This window comes from Mycolicibacterium arcueilense (assembly GCF_058536225.1).
This window is the reverse complement of sequence record NZ_JBZTYL010000002.1, coordinates 39271-57687: the sequence shown is the minus strand read 5'-3', so window position 1 is coordinate 57687 and position 18417 is coordinate 39271. Positions and strand designations below refer to the sequence as shown.

Below are 18417 nucleotides of genomic sequence, written 5' to 3'. Positions count from 1 at the left end.
ACGTCGAGCAATGTTCGGAGATGGTCGGTGCGCGACGATCTGCGACCTTCTCGGTCGCGGGTGCCGGTGGGGCGCTGATGATCGTGGGATGGGCCGGCCCGCTCCTTGCGCACTCGATCCGGCTACGCCGCGGCAGGCAGGCTCAGTACTCCGGCGCGCCGGAAGCGGTTCGCAATCAGCCGAACCATGCCGGGGTGGGTGCCCAGTGGTTCACTGACGAGGTCGGCGCCGGATTCACGCAGCCGGTCCTGGAAAAGCCCGTCGGCGAGCAGGTAGGACGCCACAGCTATGCGGCGATGGCCGCGGCGGCGTTGCGCGGAGACGGCTTCGGCAACACTCGGCGCGCCGGTGGCGGCGAAGGCCAGTTCTACGCGGTCGCCGGTCATCGCTGACAGCAGCGCGGCGGTGCGGCGAAGGTCGGATTGGGCATTTCTGTCCGAGGTGCCTGCCGCGGCCAGGATCACCGAATCACCTGGCCGCCATCCCGATTCGATGAGCCGGTCGGCGAGTACCCGGACCGTGCCGGGGCAGGGGCCCAGCGGTTTGGTGACGGTGACGGCGGGATGCTCACTGGCGGTCACGTGCGCGGGTACGTCGACCTGGACGTGATAGCCGCCGGCCAGGAAGGCGGGCACCACCACCGCCGGGCAGTCTGTGGGCAGCGACGTCAGGACCTCGGCGGGAGTCGGCCCGACGACGTCGACGAAGGAGACGTGCACCGGCCGGCCCAGCAGGTCGGATACTCGTGCGGCGAGATCGCCGATCATCACCACCCCGCCCGGCTTGCGGGTTCCGTGGGCCACCAGGACCAGGCTCATCGGGTCCGGGCCATCTCGGCGTCGTCGACGGCCAGCCGGTAACCCCGCTTGACGACCGTCGACACGATGTTCTTGTCTCCCAATGCAGTACGAAGCCGCAGCACCGCGGTCTCCACGGCGTGGGTGTCGGTGCCGGTGCCCGGCAGCGCGCTGAGCAGATCGAACCGCGACACCACCGCCCCCGGCCGTTGCGACAGAGCCCGGATGGTGGCCATCGAAGCCGGAGACAGCGACTTGACCGTGCCGTCGACCAGCACGCAGGTGCCCCGGATCTCGAGCGAGTGGCCGGCGACGTGGACGGTCCGCGCCTGGAGCAGCGGCAGTTCGTCGGTGATGTGACGGGCCAAGGCACCCAACCGCATCCGCTCCGGTGCCGAGGTCGGCACACCGAGCCGGACCAGTGGCCGCGCGGTGACCGGGCCGACGCACATGGCGTGGACGTCGGTACGCAGAGCGGCCAGCACGCGGTCGGCGAGGTCCATCTCGGTGGCCCGCATCAGGACCGAGGCAACGGCCATGGCCGAGGTGAAACTGACTGCGTCGAAACGTCGTTCGGCGATTCCGACGACCATCTGGTCGAATTCGCCGTCCCGTGGTGCGGGATGCCAGCGATACACCCGGATCGGCACCACCTCGGCCCCCGCGGCCCGCATCTCGTCGAGAAACTCGGGGAACGGGTCCCATTCGTCGGTGGCCCCGTGCAGTTGTACGGCGATCCGTTGCCCCGCCACACCCTGCTCGATGAGGTAGCGCAACACTTCCCGGGAGGATTCCGATTCCGGCGACCATTCCTCGGGCAGGCCCGCGGCCCGCAAGGCCCCGGTGGCTTTCGGGCCACGGGAGACGATGCGGGCCTTGCCCAGCGCGTCGGTCAGTTCGCCGGCCAGGCCCCACCCGTCGGCCGCGGCGAACCAGCCGCGGAAGCCGATACCCGTGGTGGCCACCACGATGTCCGGGGGCACGGCGATGAGCGACTCGGTGTGCGCGCGTAGTTCCTCATCGTCGGGCAACGGGACCATCGTGATGGCGGCCGCACTGGTGACCGTCGCGCCGCGCCTGGTCAGCAGCGCGCTCAGCTCATCGGAACGTCGGGCGGAGGTCACCGCCACGCGAAAGCCGGTGAGCGGTGCCCAGTCGGGCTCGGTCATGGGTCCAGTGAAGGTATCTCGTGTTTCCAAGTGATTACCCGGCCATTGCCGAGGCGTGTCGGTCTTCGGCGGTCGTTGTGACGCCCGTCGCAGCAGGCCGGCGGACATAGCGGAACCACGTGCACGCCGAGGCCACCACGTAAAAGACCAGGAAGATCCAGAACGCGGCGGTGGCTGATCCACTCGAGAGGTACGACTGACGCAGGGCCAGGTTGATGCCGACGCCGCCCAGGGCGCCGATCGCGCCGGCGAATCCGATCAGTGCGCCCGACATCGACAGGGACCACCGCTGCCGCTCCTCCTCGCTGACCTGGAGGGAGTGGCTGCGGGCCTCGAAGATGGACGGGATCATCTTGTAGACCGAGCCGTTGCCCAGGCCGCTGAGCAGGAACAGGGCGACGAAGCCGATCACGTAGCCGATCATCATCAGGCCGTTGGCCGCGCCCGTGGTGTGATCGTCGATCATGCTGATGGCGACCAGCAGTCCAGCCGACAGGATCATGCCGCCGAAGACCGCCAGGGTCACCCGTCCACCACCGATCCGGTCGGCCAGCTTGCCGCCGTAGACCCGGGACAGCGAGCCGAGCAGCGGGCCGATGAAGGCGATCTGCGCGGCATGCAGGGATGCCTGTCCCGCGGTCTGGCCGCCTGCGGCGAAGTTGATCTGCAGCACCTGGCCGAAGGCGAAGGCGAAGCCGATGAAGGATCCGAAGGTGCCGATGTAGAGCAGCGAGATCACCCAGGTATCACGTTCTGTCAGAATGGCTCTCATCGCACCCAGGTCGATCTTGTGCTGTTCGAGGTTGTCCATGTAGAGCGCTGCGCCGATACCGGCGACGGCCAGTGCGACGAGGTAGACCGCGCAGACCCAGTACGGGGCCCGGTTGCCCGCCGTGGCGATGACCAGCAGGCCGACCAGCTGGATCATCGGCACGCCGATGTTGCCGCCGCCGGCGTTGAGTCCCAATGCCCAGCCCTTGAGCCGTTGCGGGAAGAACGCATTGATGTTGGTCATCGACGAGGCGAAGTTCCCGCCGCCGAAGCCGGCCAGGGCCGCGCACAGCAGGTAGGGCCACAGCGGCAGGCCCGGATGGGCCAGCAGCACCATGGTTCCCACCGTGGGGATCAGCAGCACGAAGGCCGAGAACACCGTCCAGTTGCGGCCGCCGAAGGTGGCAGTGGCCAGTGTGTAGGGGATGCGCAGGCAGCCGCCCACCAGCGTGGCAGTGGCGCCCAGTAGGAACTTGTCCCCGGCGGTGAATCCGTACACGGCCTCGGGCATGAACAGAACCATGACCGACCAGATGGACCAGACGGAGAAGCCGACGTGTTCGGCGAATACCGACCAGATCAGATTCCGCCGCGCGATGTATTTGTTTCCTGATTCCCAGGCCAGTGTGTCCTCGGGATCCCAGTTGGTGACGCGATTCGACTTCGACAGAGTGGGCATGGCGGAAACGCTAGGAAGCGTTTATTGCCCGAATGCGCCCTGCGGTGACCCGGCCGTGAAATTCCGCTCACCTGCTCACACACACGGGTGTGAGACTGTGCGTCTGGTGGTTACCAGACGTCCCCGTCGCGCCAGTCGCAGGTGATCTCGGCAGTGGTATCGAGTTCGAGGCCTGCCGGCAGATCGATCGGCAGGACGAACAACCCCCGGTCGTCCTCGGGTGTGCGCGTCACACCGGCGGGCCGCAGCACCGAGGTCGTGCCCTGCCAGGGCACCCACCCACGGGAGACGTACATGTCTCGCGCGGATTCCGACGAGCTGAGTGCGCCGAGTTGGTAGGCGCCGCGCAGGACCTGTTCGACGGCGTCCATCACGGCGGTGGCCAGGCCTTGGCCGCGCCAATCCTCGCGTACCGCCACAGCTTCCACGTAGCCGCAGCGCAGCGCGGTGTCGCGGTAGATCAGGCGGCGCTGGACCACGGCGGCGTGGGCGATGAGGGCGCCGTGATGGCAGATGAACGCGTGCATCCCGCCGAGTGAATGCTCCCAGTCGGCGTCGGTGAAATCGCCGTCGAAAGCCTCGATGACCATGCGCCGCGCGCCCTCACGGGTCTCGTGGTCGAGATCGGAGGTGTGGACGAGTCGTGCGGTGTGCAGGATCCCGCCTCGGACTGACGGCGAGCTGACGTCCTGTGTGGGCACACCCATGTTCTACCAGCGCCGCGCGCCGGTGTCTCTACCTTGCGGGCCGTCCAGCGCATAGGCCGAGGTCCCCGAACTCCCCGGCCGCCGTGCTCCCCGGGCGCCGTTTTCCACACCTGGGTCGTTGATCGCCGCGGGATCGCAACCCCGACGTGGAAAACGACGACGGGAATGGTCCAGACGTCTAGCCCTCGAACGGCCGTCGGGGGTGCGCCCAGTGCAACCGGACGGTCTGCCCGGGCCGGGCCTGGCTGAGTTTGTCGATGTCCTCGTCGGTCACCACACCGATCACCGGGTAGCCGCCGGTGACGGGGTGGTCAGGTCCGAGAATCACCGGAAAACCGTTGGGCGGTATCTGAATTGCTCCGCGGGTCGCTCCCTCGCTGGGCAGCTGGCGGTCGGGCCAGCGGTAGTCCAGCGGCATGCCGACCAGGCGCATCCCGACCCGGTCGCTGCGGGTGGTCACCAGCCAGTTGGTCCGGATCAGGACGTCGGGGTCGACGAACCAGTCGTCGCGCGGACCCGGTACCATGTTCAGTTCCAGAACGTCTCCGCTGATGGAGGCGACGGGAGCCTGATCGGTCTCGGGCAGGTCGGCGGTGTGCTCACCGACCGGCAGAATGTCGCCGGGTCGTAGCGGTGCGGGCCCGATCGCCGACATCACGTCGTAGCTCCGTGACCCGAGGACGGGTTCGACGGCGATGCCGCCGCGGACCGCCAGGTAGCTGCGCAGCCCCGAGTGTGGGGCGCCCAGCGAGATCACCTCGCCGTCATGCACATGGTGAATACTGTTGGTGCCGAACGGAACACCGTTGACCGCCGGATCCGTGTCGGCGCCGGTGACCGCGATGGAGACGTCCCCGCCGCGCACCCGGGCGGAGAACCCGCCGAACATCACCTCGATGGTGGCGTGTTCACCGGGGTTGGCGACGAGCCGGTTGGCCAGCGCGTGGGACCGCCGGTCGGCCGCCCCCGAGCGGGTGACGCCGAGGTGGGCCATGCCGGCCCGGCCGAGGTCCTCGACGAGGGCCAGCGGTCCGGTACGTAGCACTTCGAGTGTTGTTGTCATGATGTCCTCCCGCCGACTAGCCGATGGCCCGGAACTGCACCCACGTACCCGGGGTGAGCAGTGCGGGTTGGTCCCGATGTACGTCGAACAACACCGCGTCGGTGCGCCCGATCAACTGCCAGCCGCCGGGCGACTGCCGTGGGTAGATGCCGCTGAACTCACCGGCGAGTGCCACCGCTCCGGGCGGGACGTTGGTGCGGGGCTCGGCTCGGCGCGGTACCTGTAGTCGTTCGTCACCGCCGACGAGGTAGGCGAATCCGGGCGCGAAGCCCATGAATCCGACCTGCCACTGGCTGCCGGTGTGCGCCGCGATCACCTGATCCGGGGTCAGCCCGGTCAGGGTGGCCACGTCGCGCAGGTCGGCGCCGTCGTAGACCACGTCGATCGTCACGTCGGCCTGGCCCACCGGACGGACCGGGGCTGCACCGGGTTGTAGCTGCAACGTGCCCAGCCGTTGTCGGGTGGGCGCCTGGTAGCGCGGATCGGCCAGCTTGATCAAGATCGTGCGGGAGGCCGGCACGATATCGACCACACCGAGCAGTTGGGCCGCCGTGAGAGTGGCGGTCCACGCCAAAACATCGGCCGTGCTGTCGAACTCGAGCAGCAGAGCCTGATCGCCATAGTCGCGAGCGGTACCCGGGTTCAGGGTCGGTCCCGTCGCGTCCATCACCTCTGATGTCACACTCATGACCTGAAGCTACCCGCGAGTAGCTAAGAAAGCTGCGGCTCTATGAACCTTGCCAGAGGTGCCTTATCGAAGCCTCACACGGCGGCCTGATAAGTGGGCTCGCGGCGCTTGATGGTGGCGATCACGCGGTAGGTGATCGGCAGCATGATCACCTCGACTGCAGTCTTGTAGATCCAGCCCAGCGCGGTGTAGGTGACGAAGTCGCCGAAGGTGCTGATGCCGATCGCGCTGGCCGCGATACCGCAGAAGACCAATGTGTCACCGAGCTGGCCGGCGAAGGTGGATCCGACCAGGCGGGCCCACAGGTGCTTTTCCTTGGTGCGTTCCTTGATGGCCACCACAACCCAGGCGTTGATGGTCTGTCCGACGATGAACCCGGCCAGGCCCGCCACGATCAACTGGGTGTAGGCGTGGACGATGTTCTCGAAGTGCTCCTGGTTGGTGTAGAAGTCCGCAGCGGGCAGATAGATCGTGGCCCAGAATGCGAGCGCGGCAAGGGCATTCATCGAGAAACCCAGGAAGATCGCTCGGCGCGCGGCCTTGAATCCGTATACCTCGGAGAGCACGTCGCCGATCACGTAGGTCAGCGGGAAGACGATGAACCCGCCGTCTGTGATGATCGACCAGTTGGCGATGATCGGTCCGAAGGCGACGCCTTTGGTGGCGGTGACGTTGGAGATGATCACCAGGGCCGTGAAAACCGCGACGAGCACCGGATAATAGGCCGAGCCGATGCTGGCGGTGCCGCGGTGTTCGGAGTGTTCCTGGGTGCTTGTCACCCGGTCATCTTGTCAGGTCAGTGCCTGGTTGAGCAGCGGTGGCAACTGGTCGGCCACCAGCGGGTAGGACAGCGGCGAGGCGAACGCGATGGCGCCGGACAGCTCTTTGGGAGTGAACACGTGCCGCTTGCGGGTGGTGGCTTTGAGTTCGGCGATGCCCGGGTCGGCCAGCAGGGCGTCGCGCTCTGCGTCGTTCTCGGTGGTCCAGATCAACACATCGGCGGCGTCGAGCACCGAGGCGAAATCTGAGCGCGGGATCTCCTCGGGTGTCGGGGGTACGGCGAAGCCCATCTGGGTGAGGAATTCGGTCCGCCACCCGGTCTGGGTCTGGACACTGTCGCGGAACAGGGTGCCGGCGAGCAGCATCGCCTTCTTGCCGGCGAAACGCGGATTGTTGGTGGCCACCGCCTTGAACTTGTCGTCCACGCCGGTGACCAGCCCCGTCATCGCGTCGTTCTGGAACAGGGCCTGGCCGATCAGGGTGGCCTGGTCGCGCCACGGCTCGAAGAACGCGTCCGGTCCGGACTGTGCGATGGTCGGGGCGATCTCGGAGAGTTTTGCGAAGGTGTCGGCGTCGAGTCCGGCATTGGTGGCCACGATCAGGTCCGGTTTGAGCGCCGCGATCGCGTCGACCTGGATCCCGTCGGTCAGGCCGAGCACGGTGGGCTGGGCGGCGCCGAGTTTCGGTTGCGCCCAGGGCCATACCGCGAACGGCTCGCCGCCGAACCACTCGGTCGTCGCGACCGGCACGACGCCGAGGGCCAGGAGGTTGTCCTGCTCGGTGAATCCCGCGCTGACCACACGGTGCGGTGGACCCGGGATGTTGGTGTCTCCGAAGATGTGGCGGACGGTCACCGAACCGTCTTTCGCAACTTCGCCGGGTTTTTGCGTGCTGCATGCGGCGACCAGGGCCATCCCAGCGGTGACCGTGAAAAACCCTCGCCGCGACCAGGTTGTCGGCACTTAGCCAGGGTAACCGTTTAGCTACCCCGTGGTGAAGGTGCCGAACAATCCGCCGAACAGGACCGAGGCCAGACCCAGTGCCACCACGATGTTCACCACGGTCGCCGCGGCGAACAGCACGATCGGCCGCCAGCCGGCTTCCTTCAGGCCGCGGAGCGAGAACTCCAGCCCGATGGCCACGAACGCGAAGATCAGGAACCACGTTCGCAGGTCGTTGACCGTTGTGATGGCCGCTTTGCCGTCGGCGGCGAACTGCAGATACAGCGTGCCGATCACCGAGGCGGCGATGAAGCCGAGCACGAATTTCGGGAAACGGTCCCAGAATTCGCGCAGAGACGGGCGTGCCACGGCTGGGTCAGGTGTGTCAGTTCGGCGTTCGACCTTGCACGCGAAGTACGCGGTGAGGGCGATGGCGACGATGCCGATCAGCGCGTTCTGCGTGGTCTTGACGATGGTGGCGATCTGCAGTGCCTGCTCACCGGCGATCGTGCCTGCGGCGGCCACGGCCGCGGTGGTGTCGATGTTGCCGCCGATCCAGGCGCCGGCGACGGCGTCGGACAGCCCGAACACGTCGGCGAGCCAGGGCAGCAGGAAGATCGACGGTAGTGCGAACACGATGACGAGCGACGCGGCGTAGGCCAGCTGCTCTTTTCGGGCCTGAACGGCGCCGGCGGCGGCAATGGCCGCGCTCACCCCGCAGATGGAGACCGCCGAGGCCAGTAGCGCCCGGAGTTTGTCGTCGAGGCCGAGCCGTCCACCCAGCCACCAGGTGAATCCGAAGACGATCGAAATCAGGAGGAGTGCCTGGATGATCGCCGGTCCTGCGGCAGTGGCGAGCACCTTGAGGTTGATCGACGCTCCGAGAAGGACCAGGCCGGTCTTGATGAAGAACTCGGTGCGAAATCCTTGGGACAGGACGTCGCGGAGCGCGAACCTGGCCAGGATGGCGTTGCCGATGAGCCCGAGAGCGATTGCGTAGACCGGGAATTCGACTGACTTGGCGACTTTGGCCAGCGGTGTCCCGGCGGCCCAGTGGGGCACCTCGGTTTCCAGGAATCGGGTCGCCGCGCCCAGTGCGATGACCACGAGCACACCGGCGACGGCGTAGCCGATCTTCGGCGATCGCTGTTCGGAGCGTTCCTCGGTGCTGGTCACGGGAACACGCTGCCGGGGATGGCGCCGACGAGCACGAGGGTCAAGAGGATGAGGCCGACGATCACGGCCAGCCAATCTTCGTTCACGCGCGTCAGGCTAGGGATGGCCGAATCTCGTGGCGAGCCTTGCAATCTGTGCGAATGCAACCGATTACGAACGAGATGCGGCCTGGCAGTGAACCGGTTATTGTCGATCCCGCATATTGGGTGTCCTCGGGATTTATTCTCGGCTCACGGGGACCTACCGAGGAGTGGTCATGCGGAGCATGTGGCGTCCAGTGTTGTTGGGACTGGCCGGTTTGACCGTACCGATCGCGATCGGAGTCGCTCCGCCCGCCACGGCTGACTGTGTCGACGCCGGCGGTTCGACGGTATGCGCGCAGGGAAACGTCCGCGGCGGCGGACCGACACCCCCGAAGGCCGGCCCCTACTACCCGTATTACTGCGCCAACGACTGGTACTGCGCCGGCGGGGGCCTAGAAATCAACATCGACCCCCGCCCGCCCGACAACGGCGGCGGTGGTGGCGGCGGCTGGCGGCCGGGGCGTCCGTGAGCCTTAGCCCAGTTATCCGAGTCGATTTAGGAGCCACGATGTTCACCCGTGTGATCGCCGCCGGCGCAATCAGCCTGTCGCTCTTGGCTGTTGGCGCGCCTATCGCTGCTGCGGACGAGCCGAACTGCACGGCTGCCGACCTGGCCGGGGTGATGGCCGGGGTCCGCGCGGCCACCTCGGCCTATCTGTTCACCCATCCCGACGTCAATGACTTCTTCACCAGCCTCAAGGGTCAGTCGACCGACCAGATGGAAGATTCGGTGCACGCCTACCTCGAGGACAAGCCGCAGATCCGTGCCGAACTGCAGGGCCTCCGGCAACCGGCGACGGATTTCCGCAACCGCTGCGGCGGGTAGCCGGCTCACGGCTGTACGAGCCCCCGCAGCAGCACCGCCAAACCGAACTCGAACGCATCGTCGGCGCGTGCGGGCCGGGGTGCGCCGGTGTCGAGCGCAGCGGTCAGTTCCGGGCCGACTTCGGCGCTCGACTCCCAGGGCCGGTCGGGTGCAGTGAGGTCCAGCGCGGACCCCAGCACGTAGTTGTCGACCAACGTGATGATCCGCAGCGTGTCGGTGGGGTCGAAGCCCCCGCGGGCCAGGGTGACGGCGATGGCGTTGTACATGGTCAGCGCCTGGCTGCTGTTGACCGCGTGCGCCGTGAGCAGGGGAATCAACTGCGGGTAGCGGGCGAAGCTGCTGCGGTACGAGCGCATGATGTCGGCCAGAATGTCGATCCATGGCCGCTCGGCGTGCAGGTCGGGCAGGTGCACCTCTGACATCGCCCGTTCCCGGAGCAGTTCGACGATCTGCTCGCGCCCGGACACGTGGTTGTACAGCGACGACGGGCTGACCTTGAGCTTGCGGGCCAGCTCGGGGATGGTGAATCCACCCGTTGTGCAGACGAGATCCATTGCTGCACTGGTGATTCGGTCTATCGACAGGATCGGTGTCGGCGGCCGCCCCATGGATTGTCCCCCTTGTTCTATCTGACCTCTTTACAAATGGTGGTCTGCATCACACAATAAACGAATCGCATTCGTTTTAGGAGTCCCATGATCACGCTCACTGCGAGCGCCCCCGACCCGCTGTCGCGCAGTACCGCGTCACAGCGACCGCCCCTGCGGGTGGGGTTGGTGCAGCACCGCTGGCGTCCTGACGCCGACAAACTCGCCAAAGTGCTGCGCGATGGCATCGACCGTGCCGCCGGTGCGGGCGCCACCGCGGTGTTCCTGCCCGAGATCACACTGCTGCGCTATCCGGCCGACACCCCGGCCGGGCCCAACCCGGGGGAGGGTGCCGAGGACCTGACCGACGGCCCGACCTTTGCACTCGCGGCCGAGGCGGCGCAGGCCAACGGCATCTTCGTGCACGCCTCGCTGTACGAGAAGGCGCCCGCCGCCGATGGCCTGGGCTATAACACCGCGATCCTGGTGTCGCCGTCGGGCGAGCTGGTCGGACGTACCCGCAAGATGCACATCCCGATCTCGGCCGGGTACTACGAGGACACCTACTTTCGACCGGGCCCGGCTTCCGCGGACGACGACCCGTACCCGGTGTATGACCCCGAGGGGCTGGGCGCGCGGATCGGCCTGCCCACCTGCTGGGACGAATGGTTCCCCGAAGTGGCCCGCAACTATTCGCTCGGTGGCGCCGAGATCGTGGTCTATCCGACCGCGATCGGCTCGGAGCCGGTGTTCCCCGCGTTCGACACCCAGCCCTTGTGGCAGCAGGTGATCGTGGCCAACGGCATCAGCAGCGGCTTGTTCATGGTGGTGCCCAACCGAACCGGGGGCGAGGGCACTGTCTCGTTCTACGGCTCGTCGTTCATCTCGGACCCCTACGGTCGCGTGCTGGTGCAGGCGCCGCGCGACGAGGAGGCCGTGCTGGTCGCCGATCTCGACTTGGACCAGCGACGTGACTGGCTGGAGCTGTTCCCGTTCCTGGTCACCCGCCGCCCTGACAGCTATGGCCGGCTGACCGCTCCGGTCGACCCTGCCCACCCGTACGGCGACGGCCATGAGGCCACGCCGGTCGTGAAATAGGAAACGGTTGGTGACCTCGTATCTGATGCCCGCCGAGGGCGCACCGCAGGATCGGGTGTGGATGGCCTTTCCCTCGGAGGGCTATTCGCTCGGCGACACCGAGCAGGCGCGCCATGAGGCCCGGTCCACCTGGGCCGCCGTGGCTCATGCCGTCGGGCAGTTCGAACCGGTCACGATGCTCGTCGACCCCGCCGAACTCGCGGTCGCGAAACGCTATGTGTCTCAAGACATCGAGCTCATCGAGGCGCCGTTGAACGATGCCTGGATGCGGGATATCGGGCCCACGTTCGTGCACGCCGACGACGGGTCGGTGGCCGCCGTCGACTGGACATTCAACGGTTGGGGCGCCCAGGACTGGGCACATTGGGACCGTGACGCCAAGATCGGGGCGATGGTGGGCGAACTCGCAGGCGTCACCGTCGTGCCGTCCGCGCTCGTCAACGAGGGCGGCGGCATCCAGACCGACGGGCACGGCACGGTGCTGGTCACCGAGACCGTGCAACTCGACCCGCACCGTAATCCCGGCGCCACCAAGGCTCGGGTGGAGACCGAACTGGCGCGCACGATCGGCGCCACCGACGTGGTGTGGCTGCCGTACGGACTGACCCGCGACAGCCAGCGCTACGGCACGCGCGGTCACGTCGACATCGTCGCGGCCCTCACCGCTCCGGGTCGTCTGCTCCTGCATACCCAGCGCGACGAATCACATCCGGACACCCAGGTGTGCAAAGGAATCCGGTCGGCCGTCGAAGGCAGGTTCGACATCGTCGAGATGCCCGCGCCGGCCACTCTCACCGATGCCGACGGCTACGTCGACTACAGCTACATCAACCACCTGGTCGTCAACGGCGGCGTGATTGCCTGCGCATTCGATGATCCGCATGACGCGGAGGCGCGGGCGATCCTGGCCGAGCAGTATCCCGGCCGCGAGGTGGTGGCCGTCGACGCCCGCCCACTCTTCGAGCGTGGCGGCGGAATCCATTGCATCACCCAACAACAACCATCTCCGCTCCGGAGGGAGGCCGTCGCATGACCGCCCGCAATGTGCCGCCCGCACTCGATGCAACGGCAACCCTGTTCCACGGCGGCGTGATCTGGACACCCGGCCTCACCACCGATGCCCTGCTTGTTGCCGACGGGGTGGTGCGAGCAGTCGGCGCCGACGCACTGGCGGCCACGGCGGACCGGACGGTGGACCTCGAGGGTGGATTCCTGATGCCGTCGTTCGGTGACGGTCACGCCCACCCGCTGTTCGGTGGCCTGGAATCGGCAGGCCCAGCGGTGCGGCCATGTGAGTCGATCGACCAGATCGTAGCGGCGGTCAAGGAATTCGCAGATTCGAACCCCGATCAGGAGTGGATCGTCGGGGCATCGTATGACGGCAGTCTCGCTCCCGGTGGACTGTTCGACGCGCGCTGGCTCGACGTCGCGGTCCCGGACCGGCCAGTGGTATTGCGTGCCTGGGACTATCACACCCTGTGGGTCAACTCTGTCGCCCTGCAGCGGGCCGGCATCACCGCGGACACCCCGGAGCCGGCCCTCGGAGAGATCCCGCGCCGCGAGGACGGCACCCCGCTGGGAACGCTGCGGGAATGGGGCGCCACGGACCTGATCACCGCGGTCATGCCGCCCCGTGACGAGGCGGTGCGGATCGCCGCACTGGGCACGGCTGCCGACTATTACCTGGCCCGTGGTGTGACGTGGGTTCAGGATGCCTGGGTCGAACCGGCCGAGCTCGACGCCTACCTCGCGGCGGCCCGTGACGGCGCCCTGCGGATCCGGTTCAACCTGGCGTTCTATGCCGATCCGCGTCACTTCGACACGCAGGTAACGAAATACGCCGCAGCCAGAGACCGGGTGGTGGCAATGGGTTCGCCGCTGCTGACCGCGCAGACCGTGAAGTTCTTCGCCGACGGGGTGGTGGAAAACGAGACCGGCGCCCTGCTCGAACCGTACTGTTCGGGCCTGCACTCGCACGGCATGCAGTTGTGGGAAGGCGATGCTCTGGCGGAGGCGGCAAGGAAAGTCGACGAGCTGGGTCTGCAGATCCATATCCATGCCATCGGCGACGCCGCGGTCCGCCAGGCGCTGGACGCCATCGAATACGTTGCACGGCACAATGGTCCGCGCGACCGACGCCCGGTGATCGCGCACGCTCAGCTCGTGGACGACGCCGACCTCGGGCGATTCGCCGAACTCGGGGTGATCCCGAACATGCAGCCGTTGTGGGCGCAGATGGACGCACTGATGACGGTGCTCACGATCCCGCGACTGGGAGCCCAGCGTGCGGATCGGCAGTACCGGATGCGCACCCTGGAGAATTCCGGTGCGGCACTGGCGTTCGGATCGGATTGGCCCGTCTCCTCGGGCGCGCCGTTGGACGGTATCGCGGTGGCGGTGTCGCGGTGCACCTCCGACGGTGAGCCGGCCGGCGGGTGGACACCCGAAGAGGTGCTCCCGATCGAGCCTGCCCTGGCGTCCTATACCGGCGCCGTGGCCTATCAGGCCTTTGCCGAAGACGATTGGGGCCACATCGCACCCGGGGCGAGTGCCGATCTCGTCTGGCTGGACCGTGATCCCAGGTATATCCCCCCGTCGGAACTGTCACAGGTGCAAGTGCGCGCCACCTATCTCCAAGGCACACAGGTCTATTCGGCCGCAAAATGAGAGGAACTGTCATGGCCGATTTGGCTGAGGCCACCGAGGGGCGGTTGCGCCGCGCGCTCGGGCTGCCGTCGTTGGTGCTGTTCGGTCTGGTCTACATGGTGCCGCTCACGGTGTTCACCACCTACGGCATCGTCACCCAGACCACCGGCGGCAGGTTGTCCGTCGCATACCTGGTCACCCTGGCCGCCATGGTGTTCACCGCGCGGTCCTACGCCAGGATGGCGGTCGCCTATCCGGTTGCGGGGTCGGCCTATACGTACACACAGAAGTCGTTCGGCGCGCCGATCGGATTCCTCGCCGGCTGGTCACTGCTGCTGGATTACCTGTTCCTGCCGATGATCAACTACCTGGTGATCGGCATCTACCTCAACGCCGCGGTACCGGCGATCCCCGGTTGGGTGTTCGTCGTGCTGTCCATCGCGGGGGTGACGGTGCTCAACATCGTCGGCATCGTGTCGGTGGCGCGGGCGAATCTCGTCATCATCGCGATACAGGCGATCTTCATCGTGACGTTCTTGGTGTTGGCCTGTTCCAAGGTGTTCAGCCTGGGCGCGGTGGACTTGATGGCCCCCTTCCACGGTGACGGCGGCGCAACCGGATTCAGTCCGGTGCTGGCCGGCGCGGCCATCCTGTGCCTGTCGTTCCTGGGGTTCGACGCGGTGTCCACGCTGTCGGAGGAAGCCAAGGATCCCAAGCGGTCCGTTCCGCAGGCGATCATGATCGCCACCGTAGTGGCGGGGGTGATCTTCGTCGTGCTGTCCTATCTCGGGCAGCTGGTGTTCCCCTCCAACCAGTTCGCCGATGTCGAGTCCGGATCGCTCGACCTGATGCTGACTGCGGGCGGCCAGTTCCTTCAGACGTTCTTCACCGCGGCGTATGTCGCCGGTGCGCTCGGATCCGCGATCGCGTCGCAGGCCTCGGTGGCCCGGATCCTGTATGCCATGGGGCGCGACGGGATCCTGCCGCGCTCGTTCTTCGGCCACGTCTCGCCGCGGTTCGCCACTCCGGTGTACGCGATCCTGGCGGTGTCAGCCGTGTCGCTGTTGGCCACCGTGATCAGCCTGACCACCCTGGCTTCGGTGATCAGTTTCGGTGCACTGGTGGCGTTTTCGGTGGTCAACCTGTCGGTGATCAAGCACTATTTCGTGGACCGGCAGGAGCGCGACGGTGCCAAGGTGATCAGCAATCTCGTGCTGCCGCTGATCGGCTTCCTGCTGACCGTGTGGCTGTGGACCAGCTTGTCGGGCCTGACGTTGGTGATCGGGTTGTCTTGGCTGACAGTGGGATTCGTGTGGTTGGCCGGGGTTACCCGTGGCTTCCAGCGGCCGACGCCGGTACTGGACTTGAAGGAGTAACCCCGGCCTGCCATCGGTCAGGCGACGCTGATGGTCACGTCGATGTTGCCGCGGGTGGCCTTCGAGTACGGGCAGACCTGGTGTGCGTCATCGGCGATGGCCTGGGCGGTCTCCCGATCGACACCCGGGATGGTGACGTTCAGCCGTGCCCGCAGTGAGAATGCCCCGTCCGTGTTGAGCAGGTCGACCTCGGCGTCCACGGCGGTCTCGGCGGGCAGCTTCACGTTGTGCTTGCCCGCGGTCAGGCCCATGGCGCTCAGGAAGCAGGCCGACCAGCCGGCCGCGAACAACTGCTCGGGGTTGGTGCCGGAGCCGTTGCCTCCGGGCGGGGTGAGCTGGATGTCGAGGTTGCCGTCGGAGCTGTAGGCCTCGCCCTGACGCCCGCCGGTGGTGTGGGTCTGGGCGGTGTACAGCACGTTGTCGGTCTGGCTGGCGGTCACGGCGTTCTCCTTCGGGTGGATGGTCGGCTCCAATTGGAGGCGTTAGAGATGAACGCGGGGTGGCCATGTATTTCATCCCGTCCGACTAAATCGGATCCGATATAATTTGGAACATGGCGCCCGAGGCTCCGCAACTCTCCGATTTCCTCTGCTTTGCCGTCTACTCGGCCAACCTCGCGTACGGCAAGGCCTACAAGCCGATCCTGGATCGACACGGCATCACGTACACGCAGTACATCGCGCTCGTCGCGCTCTCGGAACAGGATCACCAGACGGTCGGCGGCCTCGGGGAGAAGTTGTTCCTGGAGTCGAACACGCTGACTCCGATCCTCAAGCGGCTCGAAGCGCTGGGATACGTGACGCGGCAACGCGATCCCGACGACGAGCGTCAGGTGCGCGTCAGCCTCACCGACGCCGGCCGCGCGCTCCGCGCGCAGACCCTGGAGATGGACCTGCTGGCCGCGACGGGGCTGTCACTGGACGAACTCACGACCATGCAACGCGGCGTGTCCACGCTGCGGGACAACCTGCGCAACTACTCGCGATCCGCCGTTGATCCTGCGGCCACGGCGTGAACGTTCGAGTGGGCCGCGCCCTCTGCGCGGGATGAACGTCGACAGTCCTCTGGGATGACCAGGACCGGAGTGGTGGAGTGCGCGACGACGGCGCCGGCCACGCTGCCTTCCAGGTGGCCCAGCAGCCCGCTGCGCCGGTGCGGGCCGACCACGATCAGGCTGGCGTTGTGTTCCTGAGCCGTCTCGACGATGCCTTTCCAGATGGGCGCCGCTTCGACGGTCGCGCTGCGGGCGGAGAAACCCACCCTGGTGGCCAGCGATGCGCCGTGAGCAGCGGTCTGCTCGGCGGCCCGTCGTACCTCGGTCGCCTGGTCGGCGTCGAAATGCGTCGCCTCGACCGGCGTGAATCCGACATCCACCGGTTGCCAAACACAGACCACCAGGGCTTCGCGACCGACGGGCAGTTCGGCTGCGGCGCGTTCGATGGCGCCGGCGGCGCGTAGTGATCCGTCGTAAGCGAATAGCACCGGTCCGGTGGCGGTGACTGACATCGCGCCCGCCTCGGATGCCGTCACCCGCCGGTCACGGGTTGGTTCGGGGATCGGTGCGGGCAGGCCGGGACGGAGCCGCGCCAGCAGGGGCGGCGAGTACCAGGCCGGCGATTCACCGTCGAGGAACTGGTCGAGGTCGGGCTTCTGGGGCCGGGCACCACTGAGTACATAGACAGCCACTCCGAAGACGGCGCCACCGACGGCCAGTCCGAATCCGATCCACAGGGCGTCGCCGGCGCCCGCGGTGAGACCGCCGGCCGCTCTGGCCGCGAAATGGGCGAAGATCGGCGCCACCATGAAGGCGGCCACGGCCCGCAACAACTCGATGATCGCGAACACGCGTTGAAGGCTGTTGGACTGCAGCGAGAATCCGGCGACGAACAGTGCCGGGGCCACCGTGGCGCCCAGCGCCAGCCCGGTCAGCGCCGAGGCGAGCAGGGCCAGCGGCTGGTTGGCCGGAATAGCGAGCCGAAACAGCACGATTCCGGCGGCGAGCAGGCCCATGCCGACGAGCGGAAGGTAGTGCATCGACCGCTTGGAGATGACCGAGCCGAACACGAACGCCATCACAATCGCGCCGCCGAGTTCCGGCAGGTACAGCAGCCCCACCTGTACCGGGCTGTAGGTCTCCATGAAGACCTGGGCTGTCAGCGCGGTCGCCGCCACCGACGCGGCCGCCGCGAACAGCGCGACACCGACGCCGGCGACGGGAATCGCACTGGTCAGCATGGTGCGCACGGTCAGCAATGGCCGGCGGGACCGGAACTGATACACGATGAGCGCCACGATCAGGACCAGGCCGCCGAGCATCGGCACGATCGCCACCGGGTCGGTGAATTCATGGCTGGTCAGTTGTGCGGCACCGATGAAAGCGGCGGCGCAGCCGACCGACGCCAATCCGATGGCCCGCAGGTCACGTGGTGCGTCGAGGTCGGCTGGTGGGGCGTCCTCGAAGGTCAGGGCCGCCATGATGAGGGCTCCGACGGCGATCGCGGCGATGATCCAGAACAGGGGCCGCCATGCGAGGGCCTCGGCCTGCGCACCGCCGATGAACGGGCCGAGCGCGACGGCCCCGAACACGCACATGTTCATGATCACGGCGGTGTGCCGCAGCTTGTCCCGGGGGAAGCCGATGGTCAGCGGCGGCGCCGCGGCGATCAGCAGCATGCTGGTGGCCAGGCCTTGCAGGATGTGACCGCCGATGAACATCGCTCCGTTGACCGCCGACGCGGCGATCACCGACCCCAGGACCAGGACGACTGCGTAGACCAACAGCATCCTGCGCTGGGGCAGGTGCTGGGCGAACTGCACCGCCAGGACCGTGCCCACCGCATAGGCGGCATTACCCAGGCCGAAGCCGAGACTCATGGTCTGCGCCGACAGGTTCAACTGCTCGGAGATGATCGGTACCAGCGGATCGACCGCGGCAGACAATGCCAGGTAGGGGATCAACGCCAGGGTGACCATGGCGGCCACCGCGGGGTACCGGCCGGCGAGTGGACCCTGGCGCATCAGCGCCGCCCG

At 67.1% G+C, this 18417-nt stretch carries 19 protein-coding genes; 7 read left to right on the top strand and 12 right to left on the bottom strand.

All coding sequences use genetic code 11. The annotated features are described in order from the left end of the window. Positions 1-122: 122 nt before the first annotated feature. From AC4LGL_RS00340 to AC4LGL_RS00300, 9 genes are all read right to left on the bottom strand, one after another. Entirely contained in the window at positions 123-818 is a 696-nt protein-coding gene (locus AC4LGL_RS00340; RefSeq protein WP_491837100.1) for a sirohydrochlorin chelatase, read from the bottom strand. After that, positions 815-1966, bottom strand: coding sequence for a uroporphyrinogen-III synthase (locus AC4LGL_RS00335; protein ID WP_491837099.1), 1152 nt, complete (start codon positions 1964-1966; stop codon positions 815-817). Before AC4LGL_RS00335 ends, AC4LGL_RS00340 begins: the two co-directional genes overlap by 4 nt. A gap of 34 nt (positions 1967-2000) precedes the next feature. Continuing rightward, on the bottom strand, positions 2001-3416 hold the full coding sequence (locus AC4LGL_RS00330; protein WP_491837098.1) for a nitrate/nitrite transporter: 1416 nt from the start codon (positions 3414-3416) through the stop codon (positions 2001-2003). Between the two features lie 110 nt (positions 3417-3526). After that, positions 3527-4117, bottom strand: a complete 591-nt coding sequence (gene aac(2')-Ib, locus AC4LGL_RS00325) for an aminoglycoside N-acetyltransferase AAC(2')-Ib (protein WP_491837097.1) — start codon at positions 4115-4117, stop codon at positions 3527-3529. A 184-nt stretch (positions 4118-4301) separates the two neighbouring features. After that, positions 4302-5186 (bottom strand): 5-oxoprolinase/urea amidolyase family protein, encoded by an 885-nt coding sequence (locus AC4LGL_RS00320; protein WP_491837096.1) that lies wholly within the window; start codon positions 5184-5186, stop codon positions 4302-4304. 16 nt (positions 5187-5202) lie between these two features. After that, positions 5203-5874, bottom strand: a complete 672-nt coding sequence (locus AC4LGL_RS00315; RefSeq protein WP_491837095.1) for a 5-oxoprolinase subunit B family protein — start codon at positions 5872-5874, stop codon at positions 5203-5205. A gap of 74 nt (positions 5875-5948) precedes the next feature. Continuing rightward, the gene (locus tag AC4LGL_RS00310; RefSeq protein WP_491837094.1) at positions 5949-6653 is read right to left on the bottom strand and encodes a queuosine precursor transporter; all 705 of its coding nucleotides are present in this window, start codon (positions 6651-6653) and stop codon (positions 5949-5951) included. Positions 6654-6665: 12 nt separating this feature from the next. Continuing rightward, a complete protein-coding gene (locus AC4LGL_RS00305) occupies positions 6666-7616 on the bottom strand; it encodes an ABC transporter substrate-binding protein (RefSeq protein WP_491837093.1) in 951 nt (316 codons plus the stop codon). A 21-nt stretch (positions 7617-7637) separates the two neighbouring features. Then, positions 7638-8771: a YeiH family protein gene (locus tag AC4LGL_RS00300; RefSeq protein ID WP_491837092.1), complete on the bottom strand. Its 1134-nt coding sequence runs from the start codon at positions 8769-8771 to the stop codon at positions 7638-7640. Between the two features lie 265 nt (positions 8772-9036). Between AC4LGL_RS00300 and AC4LGL_RS00295 the strand changes: the two genes are divergently transcribed. Together AC4LGL_RS00295 and AC4LGL_RS00290 are read left to right on the top strand one after the other, a co-directional pair. Beyond that, entirely contained in the window at positions 9037-9324 is a 288-nt protein-coding gene (locus tag AC4LGL_RS00295; RefSeq protein ID WP_491837146.1) for a hypothetical protein, read from the top strand. A gap of 38 nt (positions 9325-9362) precedes the next feature. After that, entirely contained in the window at positions 9363-9680 is a 318-nt protein-coding gene (locus AC4LGL_RS00290) for a heme-binding protein (protein ID WP_491837091.1), read from the top strand. 5 nt (positions 9681-9685) lie between these two features. On the opposite strand, the gene AC4LGL_RS00285 is transcribed toward AC4LGL_RS00290, so the two are convergent. Further along, positions 9686-10288: a TetR/AcrR family transcriptional regulator gene (locus AC4LGL_RS00285; protein WP_491837090.1), complete on the bottom strand. Its 603-nt coding sequence runs from the start codon at positions 10286-10288 to the stop codon at positions 9686-9688. A gap of 87 nt (positions 10289-10375) precedes the next feature. Here AC4LGL_RS00285 and AC4LGL_RS00280 point away from each other — a divergent pair, with 87 nt between their 5' ends. The 4 genes from AC4LGL_RS00280 to AC4LGL_RS00265 are packed head-to-tail and all read left to right on the top strand — an operon-like array spanning position 10376 to position 15387. Next, the gene (locus AC4LGL_RS00280; protein ID WP_491837089.1) at positions 10376-11365 is read left to right on the top strand and encodes a nitrilase-related carbon-nitrogen hydrolase; all 990 of its coding nucleotides are present in this window, start codon (positions 10376-10378) and stop codon (positions 11363-11365) included. Positions 11366-11390: 25 nt separating this feature from the next. Further along, positions 11391-12398, top strand: a complete 1008-nt coding sequence (locus tag AC4LGL_RS00275) for an agmatine deiminase family protein (protein WP_491837145.1) — start codon at positions 11391-11393, stop codon at positions 12396-12398. Next, complete coding sequence (locus AC4LGL_RS00270) at positions 12395-14032, top strand: amidohydrolase (RefSeq protein WP_491837088.1); 1638 nt, start codon at positions 12395-12397, stop codon at positions 14030-14032. The genes AC4LGL_RS00275 and AC4LGL_RS00270 overlap by 4 nt, the downstream gene beginning before the upstream one ends. Before the next feature lie 11 nt (positions 14033-14043). Next, positions 14044-15387: an APC family permease gene (locus AC4LGL_RS00265; RefSeq protein WP_491837087.1), complete on the top strand. Its 1344-nt coding sequence runs from the start codon at positions 14044-14046 to the stop codon at positions 15385-15387. Between the two features lie 17 nt (positions 15388-15404). Here AC4LGL_RS00265 and AC4LGL_RS00260 read toward each other — a convergent pair whose 3' ends face one another. Further along, entirely contained in the window at positions 15405-15827 is a 423-nt protein-coding gene (locus tag AC4LGL_RS00260) for an organic hydroperoxide resistance protein (protein ID WP_491837086.1), read from the bottom strand. A 113-nt stretch (positions 15828-15940) separates the two neighbouring features. Between AC4LGL_RS00260 and AC4LGL_RS00255 the strand changes: the two genes are divergently transcribed. Then, on the top strand, positions 15941-16402 hold the full coding sequence (locus AC4LGL_RS00255; RefSeq protein WP_491837085.1) for a MarR family winged helix-turn-helix transcriptional regulator: 462 nt from the start codon (positions 15941-15943) through the stop codon (positions 16400-16402). On the opposite strand, the gene AC4LGL_RS00250 is transcribed toward AC4LGL_RS00255, so the two are convergent. Further along, positions 16363-18405, bottom strand: a complete 2043-nt coding sequence (locus AC4LGL_RS00250; protein ID WP_491837084.1) for an MFS transporter — start codon at positions 18403-18405, stop codon at positions 16363-16365. The two genes, AC4LGL_RS00255 and AC4LGL_RS00250, sit on opposite strands and share 40 nt — an antisense overlap. Positions 18406-18417 lie beyond the last annotated feature (12 nt).